Source organism: Brevibacterium permense (genome assembly GCF_013280495.1).
Taxonomy (GTDB): domain Bacteria; phylum Actinomycetota; class Actinomycetes; order Actinomycetales; family Brevibacteriaceae; genus Brevibacterium; species Brevibacterium permense.
In genome coordinates this window covers 227552-243924 of record NZ_JABSSX010000004.1, presented here as the reverse complement: position 1 = coordinate 243924, position 16373 = coordinate 227552, and the positions used below count along the sequence as shown (strand labels likewise).

Annotated in this window: 16 protein-coding genes; 8 read left to right on the top strand and 8 right to left on the bottom strand. The window is 66.5% G+C overall.

Features of this window, described 5'->3' with window-relative positions; genetic code table 11:
• The first annotated feature begins 24 nt into the window (after nt 1–24).
• A complete protein-coding gene (gene purU / locus HK353_RS08160) occupies nt 25–879 on the top strand; it encodes a formyltetrahydrofolate deformylase (RefSeq protein ID WP_173155030.1) in 855 nt (284 codons plus the stop codon).
• Between the two features lie 101 nt (nt 880–980).
• Here purU and HK353_RS08155 read toward each other — a convergent pair whose 3' ends face one another.
• Nucleotides 981–1964: an Ldh family oxidoreductase gene (locus HK353_RS08155; protein ID WP_173155027.1), complete on the bottom strand. Its 984-nt coding sequence runs from the start codon at nt 1962–1964 to the stop codon at nt 981–983.
• A 55-nt stretch (nt 1965–2019) separates the two neighbouring features.
• Complete coding sequence (locus HK353_RS08150) at nt 2020–3621, bottom strand: aminotransferase class I/II-fold pyridoxal phosphate-dependent enzyme (RefSeq protein ID WP_217278350.1); 1602 nt, start codon at nt 3619–3621, stop codon at nt 2020–2022.
• Nucleotides 3622–3695: 74 nt separating this feature from the next.
• Here HK353_RS08150 and HK353_RS08145 point away from each other — a divergent pair, with 74 nt between their 5' ends.
• Nucleotides 3696–4610, top strand: a complete 915-nt coding sequence (locus HK353_RS08145) for a LysR family transcriptional regulator (RefSeq protein WP_173155025.1) — start codon at nt 3696–3698, stop codon at nt 4608–4610.
• A gap of 72 nt (nt 4611–4682) precedes the next feature.
• On the opposite strand, the gene HK353_RS08140 is transcribed toward HK353_RS08145, so the two are convergent.
• Nucleotides 4683–5606, bottom strand: a complete 924-nt coding sequence (locus tag HK353_RS08140; RefSeq protein WP_173155022.1) for an IclR family transcriptional regulator — start codon at nt 5604–5606, stop codon at nt 4683–4685.
• Between the two features lie 189 nt (nt 5607–5795).
• On the opposite strand from HK353_RS08140, the gene HK353_RS08135 reads away from it, so the two are divergent.
• Both HK353_RS08135 and HK353_RS08130 read left to right on the top strand, forming a co-directional pair.
• Entirely contained in the window at nt 5796–6611 is an 816-nt protein-coding gene (locus HK353_RS08135) for an ATP-binding cassette domain-containing protein (protein ID WP_173155019.1), read from the top strand.
• Between the two features lie 63 nt (nt 6612–6674).
• On the top strand, nt 6675–6866 hold the full coding sequence (locus HK353_RS08130; RefSeq protein WP_039211572.1) for a hypothetical protein: 192 nt from the start codon (nt 6675–6677) through the stop codon (nt 6864–6866).
• A 51-nt stretch (nt 6867–6917) separates the two neighbouring features.
• Here HK353_RS08130 and HK353_RS08125 read toward each other — a convergent pair whose 3' ends face one another.
• Both HK353_RS08125 and HK353_RS08120 read right to left on the bottom strand, forming a co-directional pair.
• Nucleotides 6918–7934: a serine/threonine dehydratase gene (locus tag HK353_RS08125; protein ID WP_173155017.1), complete on the bottom strand. Its 1017-nt coding sequence runs from the start codon at nt 7932–7934 to the stop codon at nt 6918–6920.
• Between the two features lie 145 nt (nt 7935–8079).
• Nucleotides 8080–9444 (bottom strand): MFS transporter, encoded by a 1365-nt coding sequence (locus HK353_RS08120; RefSeq protein ID WP_173155014.1) that lies wholly within the window; start codon nt 9442–9444, stop codon nt 8080–8082.
• Between the two features lie 370 nt (nt 9445–9814).
• On the opposite strand from HK353_RS08120, the gene HK353_RS08115 reads away from it, so the two are divergent.
• The 4 genes from HK353_RS08115 to paaZ all read left to right on the top strand — a co-directional run bounded on the left by HK353_RS08115 (nt 9815) and on the right by paaZ (nt 12990).
• Entirely contained in the window at nt 9815–10360 is a 546-nt protein-coding gene (locus HK353_RS08115; RefSeq protein ID WP_173155011.1) for a P-loop nucleotide/nucleoside kinase family protein, read from the top strand.
• Complete coding sequence (locus HK353_RS08110) at nt 10357–10662, top strand: YtxH domain-containing protein (RefSeq protein ID WP_173155009.1); 306 nt, start codon at nt 10357–10359, stop codon at nt 10660–10662. The genes HK353_RS08115 and HK353_RS08110 overlap by 4 nt, the downstream gene beginning before the upstream one ends.
• Entirely contained in the window at nt 10655–10828 is a 174-nt protein-coding gene (locus HK353_RS08105; RefSeq protein ID WP_173155006.1) for a hypothetical protein, read from the top strand. The genes HK353_RS08110 and HK353_RS08105 overlap by 8 nt, the downstream gene beginning before the upstream one ends.
• Before the next feature lie 125 nt (nt 10829–10953).
• A complete protein-coding gene (gene paaZ, locus HK353_RS08100; protein WP_173155004.1) occupies nt 10954–12990 on the top strand; it encodes a phenylacetic acid degradation bifunctional protein PaaZ in 2037 nt (678 codons plus the stop codon).
• Nucleotides 12991–13402: 412 nt separating this feature from the next.
• Here the strand turns inward: paaZ and HK353_RS08095 are convergent, their stop codons facing one another.
• The 3 genes from HK353_RS08095 to paaI form a co-directional block, all read right to left on the bottom strand.
• Nucleotides 13403–14104 (bottom strand): TetR/AcrR family transcriptional regulator, encoded by a 702-nt coding sequence (locus HK353_RS08095; protein WP_173155001.1) that lies wholly within the window; start codon nt 14102–14104, stop codon nt 13403–13405.
• Nucleotides 14105–14209: 105 nt separating this feature from the next.
• A complete protein-coding gene (locus HK353_RS08090; RefSeq protein ID WP_173154998.1) occupies nt 14210–15505 on the bottom strand; it encodes an AMP-binding protein in 1296 nt (431 codons plus the stop codon).
• Between the two features lie 174 nt (nt 15506–15679).
• Nucleotides 15680–16288: a hydroxyphenylacetyl-CoA thioesterase PaaI gene (gene paaI / locus HK353_RS17025; protein ID WP_245395865.1), complete on the bottom strand. Its 609-nt coding sequence runs from the start codon at nt 16286–16288 to the stop codon at nt 15680–15682.
• Between the last annotated feature and the right edge of the window lie 85 nt (nt 16289–16373).

Genomic DNA, 16373 nt, shown 5'->3' with positions numbered 1-16373 from the left:
CCCCACGGACAGAAGGACACGGACATGCAGGATTACATCTTCACTCTCGAATGTGCCGAGCGCCCTGGAATCACCCACGCCGTGACCGGTGCCCTGCTCACCCACGGCGGAGACATCAAGGAACTCAAACAGTTCGATGACCAGTCAACCCAGCAGCTGTTCCTGCGCATCGACTTCAGCGTCTCTGACGAGCCCGGCAATGGTGTCGAGGCTCTGCGGGCCGACTTCGAAGCGATCGGCGAGGAGTTCGGCGCGACCTGGCAGCTGTGGCCGCAGGGAGAGAAGCGGCGGGTGCTCATCATGGTCTCGAAGTTCGAGCACTGCCTCAACGACCTGCTCTTCCGCGCCCGGGTCGGCGAGCTGCCGATCGAGATCGCCGCGGTCGTGTCGAATCATCCCGATCACCGTGAGCTCGTCGAATGGCACCACATCCCCTTCTTCCGGATCCCCGTGACGAAGGAGACGAAGCCCGAGGCCGAGGCGAAGCTGCTCGAACTCGTCGACCGCTTCGAGGTCGACCTCGTCGTGCTCGCCCGCTATATGCAGATCCTCTCCGACGACCTCGCCCGCGAACTCACCGGACGGGCCATCAACATCCACCACTCGTTCCTGCCGTCGTTCAAGGGGGCGAAGCCCTACCACCAGGCGTGGGAGCGCGGAGTGAAGACCGTCGGTGCGACCGCGCACTTCGTCAACAGCGAACTCGACGAGGGCCCGATCATCGCCCAGCAGCTCGTCGAGGTCGACCATGCCTTCACCCCCGAGGACCTCGTCGCCGCCGGCCGCGATGCCGAGTGCAAGGCGCTGTCCAACGCCGTGAAGTGGCACTGTGACGGGCGTGTGTTCCTCTCGGGCAAGAGGACGATCGTTCTGCGGTGAGGCGTCCACGCCTCGACATCATCTCCATCGACCGCTCACGTTGCCGTCGCTGTACCGAGTTATGCGGTGCGCGGTTGACGGTGACTCGAGCGGTCGGCGTCTCAGGCGCGGCTAAGGAGAGCCGAGTGGAGTTCGCGGGGCAGCTCGATGGTCTTGAGATTGCGTTTGCGACCGAAGTCGATGCCGAACTGTGTGTGCAGACGCTCGAGATGCTCGCCGACCCGGTCCGAGTAGTCGGGGTCGAAGGCGTCTGCTGCGATCGCGATGACGAACAGCCCGGTGCCCGGACTCTCCTGCTCTGAGTCGAAGGCCGGTGCGTCGAGGGAGAACCGACCCCCGCCGTGGACGGCGAGGAGTTCGACCATGAGCGCGACGTTGCTGCCCTTGATCCCGCCGAAGGGCAGCAGGGAACCGGCGAGGGCGGCCTCGGCGTCGACTGTGGCTGCCCCGTCCGGGTCCTGGGCCCACCCCTCGGGGATCGCCTCTCCTCGTTCGGCGGCATCGCGGACGTTGACCCACGCGGTCGCGCTGGCGGCCTGATCGAACATGCGCGGGCCGTCGGCGTGGGGGACGGCGAAGGAGAAGGGGTTCGTTCCGGTCGTCGAACCCGGTGAACCGAACAGCGACATGAGCGCCGGCGAGTTGGCACCCGCCAACGCCACTAGTCTCCGCTCGGCGAGCCGGGTCGTAAAGTAGCCGAGCTCGCCGGCGGTGAAGGCGTTCGCGATGTTGAGGATGGAGATGCCGAGTCGCGCGGCAGACGCGGCGAAGTCCTCGAACGCTGCGTCGAAGGCGAACTGTGCGGTGCCGCGGTCGGCATCGACATGGTGCGCGGCCGGGAGTCGGTTCGTCACTTGCGGCTGGGCGTGGCCGTTGATGCGGCCGGCCTCGAGGCCGTCGAGGTAGTCGAAGAGGTGCGCCGTGCCGACCTGGGTCTTGCCCCGTCGCTCGGCGGCAACGGTCGCCTCCGCCAAGGACTGCGCCAGCGCGGGTGACCCGCCGGACGCGGTGATCGCTGAGACGCAGAGGTCCCGCAGTTCGGTGATCGGCAGGGACGCGGTCGTCGAGTCGGAAGTCTCAGGCATGCTCATCACGCTACCGGAGGCGGAACACTCCGCTCTATGTGGGAGTCGCAGCGCTCTATGCGGGAGCCACAGTGTTCGATGCGCGAGTCACCGGCGGTGAGTCTTCGGCCACGACGCGGAAGGTGTCCATCCGCGAATCCTGGGCCCCGCGAACATACCCCGACGGTGCCGCGGCGGTCGTGCGGAGGAAGTCGACGACCTCGGCACTGAGCACCTCGCCGGGCAGGAGATTGGGCACACCGGGCGGATACGCGGCCAGGGAATCCGCGGAGATCCGACCGATCGCCTCGGCGAAGGGAACCGTGGCGGCCTCGGCGAAGTGAGCATCACTGATCTCGAGGCGCTTCACGCAGCTGCCGGGAAGAACGATGGGCCGCTCGGGTTCCGACTCCGAACGGGGCAGGGCCTGCAGGGCGGTCCAGAAGCGCTCGACGTCGACCGGCGAGGTGGCGCCGACGAGCAGGACGAGGGCCGAGGGCGTCGCGAGCTCGCAGTAGATCCGGTGATCCCGGATGAGCAGATACTGCGCCTGTGATCCCGTGATCCCGGCCCCGCGGGTGTCGACGACGACCTTGAACGGATCGGCCGCGATCGCATCATGACCGCCGAGGATGTCGGGAGTGCCATCGCGGAACCGCGAGTCGCTTCGCACCCGATCACGGATCTCCTCCGCAGTGTCCAGGGCCGCTACGATCGCCTCGGGGTGGGTGACGAGATGACGGCGGGCCTCGTCGATCGAGGACAGAAGGATCGCGCTGCTCGAGGTCGACTGGTAGGACTGCACCACCCGGTCGACGAGCATCTCGATGCGCTTCGCCTGGGGGCCGTGACCGAGATGGACCATCGCGGACTGCGCGAGGGACCCAGCACCCTTGTGGGTGCTCGAGACGACGAGATCCGCGCCCAGGCGCACGGCGTTGATCGGCAGGTCAGGGTGCATCCCGAAGTGGGATCCCCAAGCCTCATCGATGATGAGCGGGACATTGTGGGAGTGGGCCACCTCGGCGATCGCGGCGATGTCGGCCACCGCGCCGAAGTAGCTGGGTGAGACGAGATAGACGGCCGCGGAGTCCGGATGCTCGGTCAGCGCGAAGTCGACTTCGGCGGGGGTCACTCCGTGGGAGGAGCGGAGTCCCGGGTCGACCCGGCCGTGGACGAAGTGCGGGCGCAGATCAGCGTGGATGACGCCGTCGATGACGGAGGAGTGGACGCTGCGCTGCAGGACGAACTCGCGGCCGAGTCCGCGCACGACGGTCGTGGCGATGTGGTTGCCGCCGGATGCGCCGTTGGTGATGAACCAGGTCCGCGACGCGCCCCAGGCCTCGGCGGCGAGCTGCTGCGCGGCCACGATCGGGGTGATGCGAGCGTGGTTGATCATCCGCCAGTTCTCCTGGTCGATGCCGCTGAAGAGCATGGGGAAGTCGATGCCCATGCCGGCCTCGCCGACGATCTCGGCCAGTCCCGGGACGTGGTCGGCACTGCCCTGGTGGGCGGGAACATGCAGACGCAGCCAGTCCTCGGAGGCCAGGGACCGCAGGGCCTCGGCATAGGGTGCGGTGTGCTGACGAGGGTCGATGCGTGTGCCGACGGACACCTCGGCGGAGGTGTCAGGAGGGGCGGTCGGCATGGTCGGGTGAAGCGTGGAATCGGCGGGCATACGGCCCACACTAGGCACTCCGGTCGACCTACGATATAGCAAGATTTCGACTTCAGTGACATAGTCTCTATGCCATGATGAATCTGCAGCAGTTCCGGGTCCTGCTGGCGATCCGTGACGAGGGGAGTCTCAACCGGGCCGCCGAGGTGCTCGACCACGGAGTCCCGACCGTGACCCATCATCTGCGCACCCTCGAATCCCACCTCCGGATCAGGCTCGTCGACCGGTCCCGCAGCGGAACGCGTCTGACGCCCTTGGGCGAATCCTTTGCCGAGGAGATCGCTCCCGTGCTCGCGCGCATCGATCGCGCCGAACAGCTCGTGACTGCTCAGCGGGACGCGGGTGTGGTGACGTTGCGGATCGGGTCGTTCTCCTCGATCGGCTCACGACTGCTGCCGGCCGCGATCGCCGAACTGAGACACAGCAGAGACGTCCGGGTCGAAGTCGTCGAGGCCGAACCCAGCGAAGTGATCCGATTGCTTCACAGCGGCGAGGTCCATGCCGGACTCATCTATGACATTCCCGAACTGCCCGAATTCGCCGGGCCCGAACTGCGCCTGCGCACCCTCCTTGACGAGCCCTACCGGGTCATGGTCGCCCGCGACGGCGAACTCGCCGCCCACGAGGTCCTCGACTTCGAGCAGATGGGCGAGATCGACTGGGTGTGCAGCCACAGCGAATCCGAGGCCTCCGTGCGCGTCCTCAGGCGGCTGTACCGCTCCCTCGGCCGAGAGGTGCGCGAGGTCATGCGCAGCGATGACCTCTACATGATCCACGGTCTCGTCGCCGAGGGACTCGGCTGTGCGCTGACCACCGAAGCCGCCGTCGACACGGACTTCGACGTCGTCGTCCGGCCTGCGAAGCAGGACCTCGGGCAGCGTCGGGTCTCGTTCGTCACCCGCTCGGGGTCGAACCCGGCGGCCGTGGGGTGGATGGGCGAGGTACTCAGCTCGGTGGCGGCCGAACGCGGGGCCGCTTCGGCCGGGTGAGAGGGGCCCCGGCTGGGCGAAGCGGCCTCGGCGGGGTGAAGGAGGCCTCAGCCGATTGCGTCGGCGCTCGCCTCAGAGGTCGCCGGAGTCCGGGGTGAGGTCGGTCTGCGAGCTGAGCGCCTCGGCGATGGCCTTCGCCTCCCGGCGCAGCAGAGCGACGAGGCGCTCGACCCGGGAACCGGTGACACGGTCGGCGATCGAGGCGATCGACAGTGCCGCACGTGGGCGGGAGCCGCGGATGCGCAGCGGAACCGCGACCGCCCACGACCCCTTGGCGAAGAGGCCCGGGTTGTGGACGAAGCCGTCGATGCGGGCCTGGTCGATGATGTCGCGCAGGTGCGGGACCGAGACCTTCGGGTACCGTTCGGCCAGTATCTCGGCGTTGGCCTCGAACTGGGCGTCCACCTCGGCGGGGGAGAGCTCGGAGAGGATCGCCAGCGATCCGGCGCCGATGCCCAGCGGGTGTCGGTCGCCCACGGACAGGGCGTTGTTGAAGATCTCACCGAAGCCCTCCTCACGGCGGGCGCAGATCGAATAGCTGCCCGTGCGCAGAGTGAGGAACACGGTGTCCTGGCTGAGTTCGGCCAGGCGCAGCAGACTTGACTCGGACTCCGTGACCAGCGGATCCACTGATTTCTGGGCCAGCTGGCCGAGGATCTGCGATTGCACGCCGAGGCGATACCCGCCCTCTTCGAGGCGTTCGACGTATCCCATGGCGATGAGCGCCTGCAGCATGCGGTGGACGCTGGCTTTAGGGCGGCCGCTGATCGAGGCGAGCTCGGACAGGCTCGCGCCCTCGCGCCGCTCCCCGGCGATGAGCCCGACGAGGTTGAGCAGCGTCAGTGCGCGTTGGATGCTCTGAGCGCCGGTGCCCGGTTCGAGGCTGTCGACGGCGTGGGCGACATTGAACGAAGCGGACCGGCGCAGCAGCCGACCGCGCATCTTGATGCGATATTCTTCGCGGAGGTCCTCGTTCGGGTCGGCGGCATCGTGCATGTCTCCATTATGGCCCGACGCTGCACTGACGAGACCGCACTGACGAGACCGCGGCAGAGGGTCGAACTCCTGATCCACGATGCGAAACGTCGGAATCTCAGGGTGGGAGCCGCCTCGGCGAGGTGGGTCCTAGAATCGGATCGGCCCCATCGGACGGTGGGGCCGTCGATCTTGAGAGGTGAGTTAGACGTGGCCGAGACCGTCCTCGACATTGCCGATGTGACGTTCCGACGTGGGCAGACGCAGATCCTCCACGGCATCGACCTGCGCATCGGTGCCGGAGAACACTGGGTGCTCATCGGGCCGAACGGGGCGGGGAAGTCCACGCTGCTGAGCTTCGCCTCGGCGCAGGTGTTTCCGACCTCGGGCACCGTCGACATCCTCGGATCTCGCATGGGCCGGGTCGAACTCGCCGCCCTTCGCCAGCTCATCGGGCATGTGAACCCGCGCCATCCGCTGCGTTCGAACCTCACCGTGCGCGAGGTCGTGCTCACCGGACTGACCGGCACCGTCGAACGCCCCATGCGCTGGGAGCCCGCACCTGCCGATATCGCGAAGGCCGATGCCCACATCGCCGTGGTGGGCCTGGATTCCCGCGCCGACGCCGGATGGAAGGTGCTGTCACAGGGGGAGCGGGGCCGTGCTCTCGTGGCGCGTGCACTCGTCGCCGATCCGCAGCTGCTGCTCTTCGACGAACCGACGACAGGCCTCGACGTCGCCGCCCGCGAACAGCTGCTCGAGACCATCGACGCGCTGTCGCTGCGCTCGCCGGAGCTGTCGACGCTGCTGGTCACGCATGATCTCGAGGAGATCCCCGAGACCACCACTCACGCCGCGCTCATCTCCGACGGACGGCTGGCAGCGGCGGGCCCCATCGCCGAGGTGCTCACCTCCGAGCAGGTCTCCGCCGCCTTCGACCATCCGATCGAGGTGGGCTTCGCTGACCGCCGCTGGTCCGCCCGCGCGGTGCGGGCCACCGGTTCGTCGGTCGCGTCGGTCGGCTGAAGATCGGCTGAGATGGTGACCGCCGTCATTGCACGGTTCAGCACTCGGGCCTAGGCTTGAGGCATGAAGATGAGTACCGTGTGGAGCATCATCGGCGCGATCATCGCCATCATCATCGCGTGGTGGGTGGTCAACGTCGCGTTCTCCATTGCGTGGTTCCTCGTCAAGGCCATCATCACCGTCGTCGTGGCGCTCGCGATCTTCGGCCTCATCAAGGCCTCGCTGAAGTCGAAGGACCGCGACCGAACGCGCTGATTTCCGGCGCTCGACTGCGCTGACCGCGACCGACCGCGCTGATCGTGCGGCTCAGAGATCGCCGAGGCTCGTGTTCGCCCCGCAGAGGACGACGCAGACCTTTTCGCCCTCGGCCGGCACATATCCGCCCGAACCGTGAACTCCCGCCAGTGCCGTGGCCGCCGCATGTTCGACCGCCAACCGGTGTTCGTCCCACAGGTGCTGCCGGGCACCGACGATCGCCTCATCGCTCACCAGCACCGAGGTGACCAGATCCGACCGTGCCGCAGACAGTGCCAGCGGTGTGGCCCGACGGGCGCCGAGGGAATCCGATGCCACCGAATCGACAGTGACATCAACGGGCTCGTCTGCTTCGATCGCGGCATTGAGGGCGCGACAGCTCTGCGGTTCGACCGCCACGGTGCGCACTCCGTGATAGGTCGCAGCCGTCGCGACCCCAGCGAACAGTCCGCCTCCGCCGACGGAGACGACGACCGTGTCGAGGTCGGGAACCTGCGCCAGGATCTCGGTCATCAGAGTGCCCGCGCCGGCGGCGATGAGCGGATGGTCATACGCGTGCGAGGCCAACGCCCCCGATGAGGCGACGAAATCGCGGCAGGCTGCGGCCGCCTCGGCGAATTCGTGACCGGTCAGCACCACCTCGGCGCCATAGGAGCGCAGACGCTCCACCTTGACCTCTGGGGCATTCGCAGGGAGGAACACCGTGGCGGGCACGCCGGCGGCACGGGCCGCCCATGCGCAGGCGAGGCCCGCGTTCCCGCCCGAGGCGATCGTCACCCCTGCTTCGGGAAAGGTGCCCGCTTCGAGATGAGCGCGGATGAAATTCTGCGCACCGCGAGCCTTGAACGTGCCCGTGTACTGCATGAACTCGAGGGCGAAGAGCAGGCCGGATGCGTTCGGGTCCTCGGCAGGACCGGAGCTCCACGTGGCCGCGGTGGGGGAGGCAGTCTCGGCGAGGGTGCCCGGCTGTGCCGAGGCTACGGTGACCGGCCGCACCCGTCCGGCGATCCGGGCGGCCGCGGCTTCGATGTCGGGATACGTCAGCTCAGAAGGGGTCGGTGCAGTCATCTCATCAGCCTATGCGAGAGCTGCTGAGTGGGTGCGCCGCCTCGGTGGATTGTTGGGTCGATCCACGGCGTTTCAGGCCGAGGAATCACCGTGGATCGACCAGGAAATCGAGGCGCAGGTGACGAACCGGGGGTTCGCTGCAGTCTCAGTGGTGCTTCGTCAGGCCGAGGTCGTTGCCTTTGGTCTCCTTGACGAGGCTGACGCCGATGAGCGAGATGATGCACACGATGATCATGTAGATCGCGATCGAGATCGATTTTCCGGTCTCGGCGAGCAGGGTCTCGGCGATGGTCGGGGCGAAGGCGCCGCCGAGGATCGCACCGAGCGCGTAGCCGATCGAGACGCCCGAGTAGCGGACCTCGACAGGGAACATCTCCGCATACATCGCCGACATCGGGCCATACGACAGGCCCATGCCGACGGTGAGGACGAAGATGCCGATGCCGTACATCCAGATGTTGGCCATGTCGATCATGAGGAAGGTCGGGATGAGCCACACGATGAGCAGGACGTACCCGATCTGGAAGGTGCGCACGCGACCGAGCTTGTCCGACAGTGCACCGCCCCACATCGTGAACACCAGCCAACCGAAGCTCGCGAGCGTCGTCGCCAACAGTACGGGTGCACGGTCGAGGCCAACGGAACCGCCCTCGGCGATGGGGCGTGAGGCGTAGGCGGCGAAGAACGCGATGATCATGTAGCCCACGGCGTTGTTGCCGATGAAGATGAGCGCGGAGAGGACGACTTCCTTCGTGTTCTTCTTGAACAGGGTGCCCAGCGGAGCCGAGGATTCGGCCTTGCGCTCGGCGAGCTCGGCGAAGACCGGGGACTCCTCGACCTGCCGGCGGATGTAATAGCCGACGAACACGAGGACGACGGAGAAGAGGAACGGGATCCGCCAGCCGAAGCTCGCGAACTGTTCGGCGGAGAGGACTGTGGTGAGCACCCAGATCACACCGGTGGCCAGGATCATGCCGACCGGCACGCCGATCTGCGGGTACGCACCGAAGATGCCGCGCTTGGAGATCGGGGCATGCTCGACCGACAGCAGCGCGGCCCCACCCCATTCGCCGCCGGCGGAGAAGCCCTGGAGGATCCGCAGCAGGGTGAGCAGGATCGGGGCGCCGACACCGATCATCGCGTAGTTCGGGAGCAGTCCGATGAGCGAGGTCGCGGCCCCCATGAGGATGAGCGTGAGCACGAGCATCTTCTTCCGTCCGATCCGATCGCCGAGGTGGCCGGCGATGATCGCACCCAGGGGGCGGAAGAGGAACGAGATGCCCAGAGACGCCCACGCCATGATCTGACCGAGCGCCGGATTGTCCGCGGCCAAAGGGCCGAAGTACTGGGCGGAGAGGACGATGCCGGCGGCCTGAGCGTAGATGAAGAAGTCGTACCACTCGATGGTGGTGCCGACGAGAGTGCCGGCGAGGACCTTACGCTCCTCGCGGGTGGTCGTATGTGGGGTGGCCGGATTCGGAGCGACCGGGCCTGAGGCGGTGGCGGACATGAGCGGAACCTTCTGTTGCTGGGCGACTTTGCCGGGTGCCGTCTCCGGAGGCGGTGGTCCTCGACTCTGAGTGATCGCCGGTGCCTCGGGTCTGGCGGCGGACGGGTGGGCTCCCGTCGCAGCTGACTGCTTGGTCAGTAATTGCCTCTGACTATATTGCAGATGGTGGTCGATGTCACCTGCGTGAAGGCCGAATCCGGCCCGATCCTCCGCTGCTGCTCGTTGGCGGTGGAGATCGGTGAGTCAGCGACCTGCTTCTGAATCGTTGCTCGGTGAGGTTATCGTGGCCGAATGGCTCAACTCTGCCGCGTGCAGCAGAGCGCAGGCGCGATGAGCGTCTCTGCGGCGAATCCAAGGAAGGGACCGAACGATGGCAAGCACAGTGATCCTGGTCAACGGCCTCCCTGCCTCCGGGAAGTCCACGCTGGCCGCTGATCTCGCCGAGGCCGCGGACATCCCGTTGCTCTCTGTCGACGAGGTGCTCGAACGGCTCGTCGATTCCGTGAACTACCGCTTCCCCCGGGGTCCAGCCCATGACCTCGCAGGCAGAGTGGCATGGAGGCTGGCATCCCTGGTCGATTACACAGTGGTGGTCGAGTCGTTCTGGGCTCTCGAACGTGATCTCGACAGTGTCAAGGAGGGCCTGCGAACCGCCAGGGCTGAGGCGGTCGTCGAAGTATGGTGCGACGCACCTCTGGAGGAGGCCGTCGAGCGATACGAGAACCGAGACCGTCACGGGATACACGAGGACGATCCGAATGATGTCGATCTGTGGCGGCGAAGTGCACCGCTCGACGTCGGACCGGTCGTGCGCATCGATACGAGCAGCGATTCGGGCAAGGCATCGGGTGCAGAGGTGCTCGCGGCAGTGCAGGAGCGTCTGACAAAGGGTGAAACAGAAGAAAGAGGGGCATGATGAAAGGCAGACTTCTATTGGCGGTCGGCATCGGAGTGGGATACGTCCTCGGTTCCCGCGCTGGTCGACAGAGCTATGAATCGCTCGCGCGATGCGCCCAGGACTTGTGGGGCGACCCCAGAGTCCGGGCCCGTGTCTCGGAGGTCGAAGACTCGGTCAAGGAGAAGGCTCCGGCCGCCCAGGACAAGGCGGAACAGGTGCTGAAGGCCGTCGGTGAGAAATCGAAGAAGGTAGGCGATGAGGTGAAGGCGAAGATTACCGGCGATTCGGCCGAGGATCCGATGGAGGACAGTCATGGCTGAGATCTCCGATACCGAGCACTTCGGGGTCAGTCGAAAAGCCATCGAGGCCGAGCTCGGTGTCATCGCCGCCGAGTGGGAGCAGCAGGGGCGCATCGAGCCGGTCGTGGACAAGGACACCGGTGAGATCCATCCCGAAGCGGAGCGTGAGCTGCTCGATCGTTTCTGAACTGCTCTGACAACTCTTTATGACAATTACCGACCGCTTGGTTAGTATATATCTGGGAATCGGCAGCGGTGCCGAATGCGGCCGCCGTGGACCGGGAGACGTCGTTTCACCAGGGAGAGCAAAGCATGACCGAAATCCTCAGTTCCTATGTGGCCGGAACCTGGCACACCCCCGGCTCGGCCGACGGTGCCCGGCCCGTCCGCGACGCCGGCACCGGGGAACTCCTGCACTCGGTGAGCTCGGCCGGAGTCGACTTCGCCGCCGTCGCCGACCACGCCCGGACCACCGGCATCGCCGAACTGCAGAAGCTCACCTTCCACCAGCGCGGTGTGATCCTCAAGAAGCTCGCGACCTACCTCATGGAGCGCACGAAGGACTACCACGAGATCTCCTTCACCACCGGCACCACGAAGCGCGACGCCTTCGTCGACATCGAAGGCGGAATCGGCACACTCTTCACATACTCCGGCGTCGCCCGCCGCCAGATGCCGAACTCGACTGTCCACCTCGACGGCGGAGTCGAGCGCCTGTCGAAGAACGGCACCTTCGTCGGCCGCCACATCCTCACCTCCCGGCAGGGCCTCGCGCTGCAGATCAACGCATTCAACTTCCCCGTCTGGGGCATGCTCGAGAAGTTCGGACCGATGTTCGTCGCCGGCGTCCCCGTCGTCGTCAAACCCGCCACCGACACCGCCCACCTGACCCATGCCGTGGTCGCGGATATGATCGAATCCGGTCTGCTCCCTGCCGCTGCGCTCCAGCTGGTCACCGGTGACGTCACCCCGCTCTTCGACCACCTCGCCGAACAGGACGCGATCGCCTTCACCGGCTCAGCCGACACCGCCCGCACGCTGTCCGCACTCGACTGCGTGACCCAGCGCGGCACCCGCTTCTTCGCCGAGGCGGACTCGCTCAACTTCTCCCTGCTCGGTCCCGACGCCGGGCCCGGGACGCAAGAATTCGATCTCTTCGTCTCCGGCGTCGTCGCCGAGATGACCGTCAAGGCCGGACAGAAGTGCACCGCGATCCGCCGCACCTTCGTCCCCGAGGTCCACGCCGAGGCGGTTGCTGAAGCCATCACCGCGAAACTCGCCACCCAAGGTGTGGGGGATCCGCGCGAGAAGTCCACCCGCCTGGGCCCCGTCGTCTCCGACAAGCAGCGTACCGACGTCCTCGACGCGGTCGACCAGATCATCGCGGGGGGAGCACGCGTGCTCACCGGCGGGCGTGAGGAATCCGATCGTCTGGCCGTCGAACACGGCGGAGCCTATGTCGCAGCCACCGTCCTCCAGGCCGATGACGCCTGGTCCGATGCTGTCCACGACATCGAGGCCTTCGGTCCCGTGACCTCGATCATCACCTATTCCGACACCGAGGATGCCGTCCGTCTGGCCGCCCGTGGCCGCGGTTCGCTGGTCGGCTCCGTCGTCACCCACGACCGTGAGTTCGCCACCGAATTCGTCCGGAAGGTCGCCCCATGGCACGGCCGTGTGCTCGTCCTCGACCGTGACGATGCCGAAGAGTCGACCGGCCATGGTTCGCCGCTGCCGAACCTCATCCACGGCGGCCCCGGACGGGCCGGCGGCGGTGAGGAGATGGGCGGACTGCGCGGTATCACACACTTCATGCAGCGCACCGCGATCCAGGCCTCCCCGGACATGCTCACCGCGATCGGCGGGGAATGGGTCAACGGATCGGAGCGCCGCCTCGGCGATCATCCGTTCACGAAGTCGCTTGCGGACCTGCGCATCGGCGACACCCTCGATTCGGAATGGCGGGAGGTCACGCTCGACGATATCGAGCACTTCGCGAACTTCACCGGGGACACCTTCTACGCCCACATGAAGGAGGAGGCGGCCGCCGCGAACCCGTTCTTCCCGGGACGCGTGGCGCACGGCTACCTCATCGTGTCCTTTGCCGCCGGACTCTTCGTCCAGCCGGACCCGGGCCCGGTGCTCGCGAACTACGGACTCGAAGGGCTCAACTTCATCACGCCTGTCTCCCCAGGTGACAAGCTCAAGGTGACGCTCACCGCCAAGCGCATCACCCCGCGTGAGACCGACGAATACGGTGAGGTCCGCTGGGACGCACAGGTCGTCAACCAGAACGACGAACCCGTGGCGAACTACGACGTGCTCACCCTGGTGGCCAAGGAGTACTGAGGGCGATCTGTTCGGGGGACGGTCGTGCCTGCCGGGCAGGAACGCGACGAGCTCGACGGGGAGCTTCGGCACGAACGCCTCGTTGAAAAGGACGGCGTCGATGAGGCCGTCGTCGATGGCCGTCTCTGCGGAGAGCTTGAGCTCGCCCCCAGAACGTGCTGGTTTGAGTTCCTCGGCTGGTGTTGTCAAAACCACGCTGTGACTATTCAGGGGCGACCCTACGCCGGAGCCAGCCGCGAAACGCGGGAAAGTGCTCGGTGGGAACAGATCATGGGCGCGGGGATCGAACTGTTCGGGTCGTAGGGATACCGGGCAGCCACCGTCGGAGCGATCTGTGAGACCGCGGGGTTGAACAACCGCTGCTTCTACGAATCCTTCGCCGCTCTGGGGGGACCTCCTGGTCGCTCGACCATCAGGCCTCCAGGCCTTGGAAGGCCATCGTTGTGACCGCCTCGGCGATGGTGTCGGGATCGACGGGATAGCTGGGGCGGTACCACTCGGTGATCGAGTTGACCATGCCGAAGAGCAGGCGGGTGATGAGGCCGGGGGTGAAGTCCGAGCGCAGACCGCCCTCGGCGATGGCGGCCTCGACGAGAGCACGTACCTTCGCATCGATATTGCGCCGGGCCTCGAGGGCTTCGCGTTCCAAGGGCGAGTTTCCGCGCACGCGCAGCAGCAGTGTCACCGAATGGTGGTACTCGATGAGGATGACCACGCTGGCGCGCACGGCCAGCTGCAGGCGTTCGAGCGCGGTGACGTTCTCGCGCAGACTCTCGGTCTCGACGGCGGAATCGAGGGCACGGATGCCGCGGCTGATCGCCAGGTGCAGCAGCTCTTCCTTCGACTTCACGTGATGGTAGATCGCGGACTTCGTGATGCCGAGCTCACGGGCGACCGTGTCCATCGACGTGCCGTCATAGCCGCGGGAGACGAAGACCTCGGTGGCCTTGTTGATGAGCGTCTCCCGGTCGTATCCGGGACGGCCGCGGCGCGAGCGTTTGGGGGCGGCCGCCTCGGCGGGGGTCGTCGGGGACTTCGACGCGGCGGTCGTCGATTCCGCGGACGACGTCGTCGGGTCCGGGGCTGTCGACGCAGGTGAGGACGATTCGGGCATGCGCATCAGTCTAATCGGCCACCTCGGTGAGTGCCGCGATCCAAGTCACAGCACTCACCTCGGTGCGCGTCCGCAGCGTCGCTTCCGCGTATGCCCCGCCTCATCTCAGCGCACGCCCTCGCGGCGGTCGATGATGCGCTTCATCTTGCCGACCGAGCGCGGCAGATCCCCGGGCATCTTGATGTCGATGGTGCAGGAGACGCCGAGGCGCTCCTTGATGCGGGCGGCCACGAGCTTGTCGAGACCATCGAGTTCGACGGCGCCGACGCCTTCGCGGGCCTCGACCTCGAAGGTCATCTCATCCATCCGACCCGGACGGGTGAGGATGAGCTGGAAGTGGGGGCTCAGGGGTGCGAACTCGAAGAGCACGGTCTCGACGTTTGCGGGGTAGACGTTGACGCCGCGGATGATCATGAGGTCATCGGAGCGGCCGGTGATGCGCGAGATGCGGCGGAAGTTCGGGCGCGCGGTGCCCGGCAGCAGCGTTGCGAGATCGTGTGTGCGGTAGCGGATGATCGGCAGCGCTTCCTTCGTCAGCGAGGTGAAGACGAGTTCGCCCTCCTCGCCGTCGGGCAGCACCTCGCCCGTGAAGGGATCGACGATCTCCGGGTAGAAGTGGTCCTCCCAGATCGTCGGGCCGTCCTTCGTCACCGCGGATTCGCAGGCCACACCCGGTCCCATGACCTCGGAGAGGCCGTAGATGTCGACGGCATCGATGCTGAAGGAATTCTCGATCTCCTTGCGCATCTCGTCCGTCCACGGCTCGGCGCCGCAGATCGCGGTCTTCAGGCTCGTCGAGGTCGGGTCGATGCCCTGCTTGTGGAATTCGTCGAGGATCGTGAGCAGATAGGTCGGGGTGGCCGTGATGATGTCCGGCTTGAAGTCCTGGATGAGCTGCACCTGGCGCGGGGTCTGACCGCCGGAGATCGGGACGACGGTGAACCCGTGACGCTCCGCCCCGTGGACGCCGAGTCCGCCGGTGAACAGGCCGTATCCGTAGGCGTTGTGCATCATCTGCCCTCGCTTGCCGCCGGCACCGAGGATGGACCGCGCGATGAGGCTGCCCCACCGATCGAGATCGCCCATCGTATACCCGACGACGGTCGGCAGGCCCGTCGTTCCCGAGGAGGCGTGGATGCGCGCGACCTGTTCCTGCGGGACGGCGAAGAGTCCGAACGGGTAGTTGTCGCGTAGGTCCTGCTTGTTCGTGAACGGCAGCTTCGCAATGTCATCGAGACTGGTGATGTCCGCAGGGGTCACGCCGAGTTCGTCGAAGGCCTTCCTGTAGAACGGCACCCGTTCGTACACCGAGGTCACCGTTGTCTTGAGGTTTGTCAGCTGGTCGGAGCGCAGCTCGTCCAGGCTCATCGGTTCGCCGGCGTCGAGGTCGGTCTCAGTCATCATCGTCTCCTTGCGAATCTCTTCTGTGTGTCAGATCCAAAAAACCGCCGAGGTGGTCCACCGTTCTTCGGTGTCCGGTCGTCGACGGGTGGTTCGGTGGGGTGGTCCGGCGCGGCTGGGCACCGGACGCGGAGCCGGCAGTCGTGGGGGTGGCGGTCGTGGGGCTGGCCGGGTCTACTTGCGGTCGGGCAGCGTGCGGGAGCGGCCGCGGTAGGTGGCGATGATGTCGTCGCCGCGGGTGACCGTGACGTCGTAGATGCCCGAGCGGCCCTGCTTGATGACCTCATGGCCGCGAGCGACGAGCTCGTCACCGAGGTACGTGGGTTTGAGGAAGTCGATGTCTCCGCCGGAGGCGACGGTGATCGAACCGGGATAGTTGCAGGCCATCGCGAAGGTGGTGTCGGCGAAGAGGAAGACGTAGCCGCCGTGGGTGATGTCGTGGCCGTTGGTCATGATCTCGGTGACCGTCATCGAGCACTGCGCCCACCCGGGCCCGTGATCATCGACGGTGATGCCCAGGTGTTGGGAAGCGCGGTCATTGGCGAACATCGCGGCCGCACCGGTGGGTTCCGTCTGTGGGGCCGCCTCGGTGGTCTCTGGGACCGGGGAGGCCGCCTCGGTGGTGGACGCCCCGGTGGATGCTGTGGGGTCTGGCTGTGGGGCCGCCTCGGCGGAGGATTCGGGTGCCGCCTCGGTGGGGGACTCGGGTGCCGCCTCGGTGGGGGTGGAGGTGTTCGGGGTCTGTGACTCCGCGGTCGTCGTGTCGTGGGTGGGCTGTCCCATGGTCGGCTCCTCCTCGAGTCGCGGGTTCAGGCGCCGATGCACGAGGAGTGCCTGCGCCGTTGCGTGTGGACGACGGTGAGAGTTC

Coding starts and splice junctions, on each gene's coding strand:
- purU (WP_173155030.1), top strand. CDS start 25: ATGCAGGATTACATCTTCACTCTCGAATGTGCCGAGCGCCCTGGAATC.
- HK353_RS08155 (WP_173155027.1), bottom strand. CDS start 1,964: ATGCCTGAGACTTCCGACTCGACGACCGCGTCCCTGCCGATCACCGAA.
- HK353_RS08150 (WP_217278350.1), bottom strand. CDS start 3,621: ATGCCCGCCGATTCCACGCTTCACCCGACCATGCCGACCGCCCCTCCT.
- HK353_RS08145 (WP_173155025.1), top strand. CDS start 3,696: ATGATGAATCTGCAGCAGTTCCGGGTCCTGCTGGCGATCCGTGACGAG.
- HK353_RS08140 (WP_173155022.1), bottom strand. CDS start 5,606: ATGCACGATGCCGCCGACCCGAACGAGGACCTCCGCGAAGAATATCGC.
- HK353_RS08130 (WP_039211572.1), top strand. CDS start 6,675: ATGAAGATGAGTACCGTGTGGAGCATCATCGGCGCGATCATCGCCATC.
- HK353_RS08125 (WP_173155017.1), bottom strand. CDS start 7,934: ATGACTGCACCGACCCCTTCTGAGCTGACGTATCCCGACATCGAAGCC.
- HK353_RS08120 (WP_173155014.1), bottom strand. CDS start 9,444: ATGTCCGCCACCGCCTCAGGCCCGGTCGCTCCGAATCCGGCCACCCCA.
- HK353_RS08115 (WP_173155011.1), top strand. CDS start 9,815: ATGGCAAGCACAGTGATCCTGGTCAACGGCCTCCCTGCCTCCGGGAAG.
- HK353_RS08110 (WP_173155009.1), top strand. CDS start 10,357: ATGATGAAAGGCAGACTTCTATTGGCGGTCGGCATCGGAGTGGGATAC.
- HK353_RS08105 (WP_173155006.1), top strand. CDS start 10,655: ATGGCTGAGATCTCCGATACCGAGCACTTCGGGGTCAGTCGAAAAGCC.
- paaZ (WP_173155004.1), top strand. CDS start 10,954: ATGACCGAAATCCTCAGTTCCTATGTGGCCGGAACCTGGCACACCCCC.
- HK353_RS08095 (WP_173155001.1), bottom strand. CDS start 14,104: ATGCCCGAATCGTCCTCACCTGCGTCGACAGCCCCGGACCCGACGACG.
- HK353_RS08090 (WP_173154998.1), bottom strand. CDS start 15,505: ATGACTGAGACCGACCTCGACGCCGGCGAACCGATGAGCCTGGACGAG.
- paaI (WP_245395865.1), bottom strand. CDS start 16,288: ATGGGACAGCCCACCCACGACACGACGACCGCGGAGTCACAGACCCCG.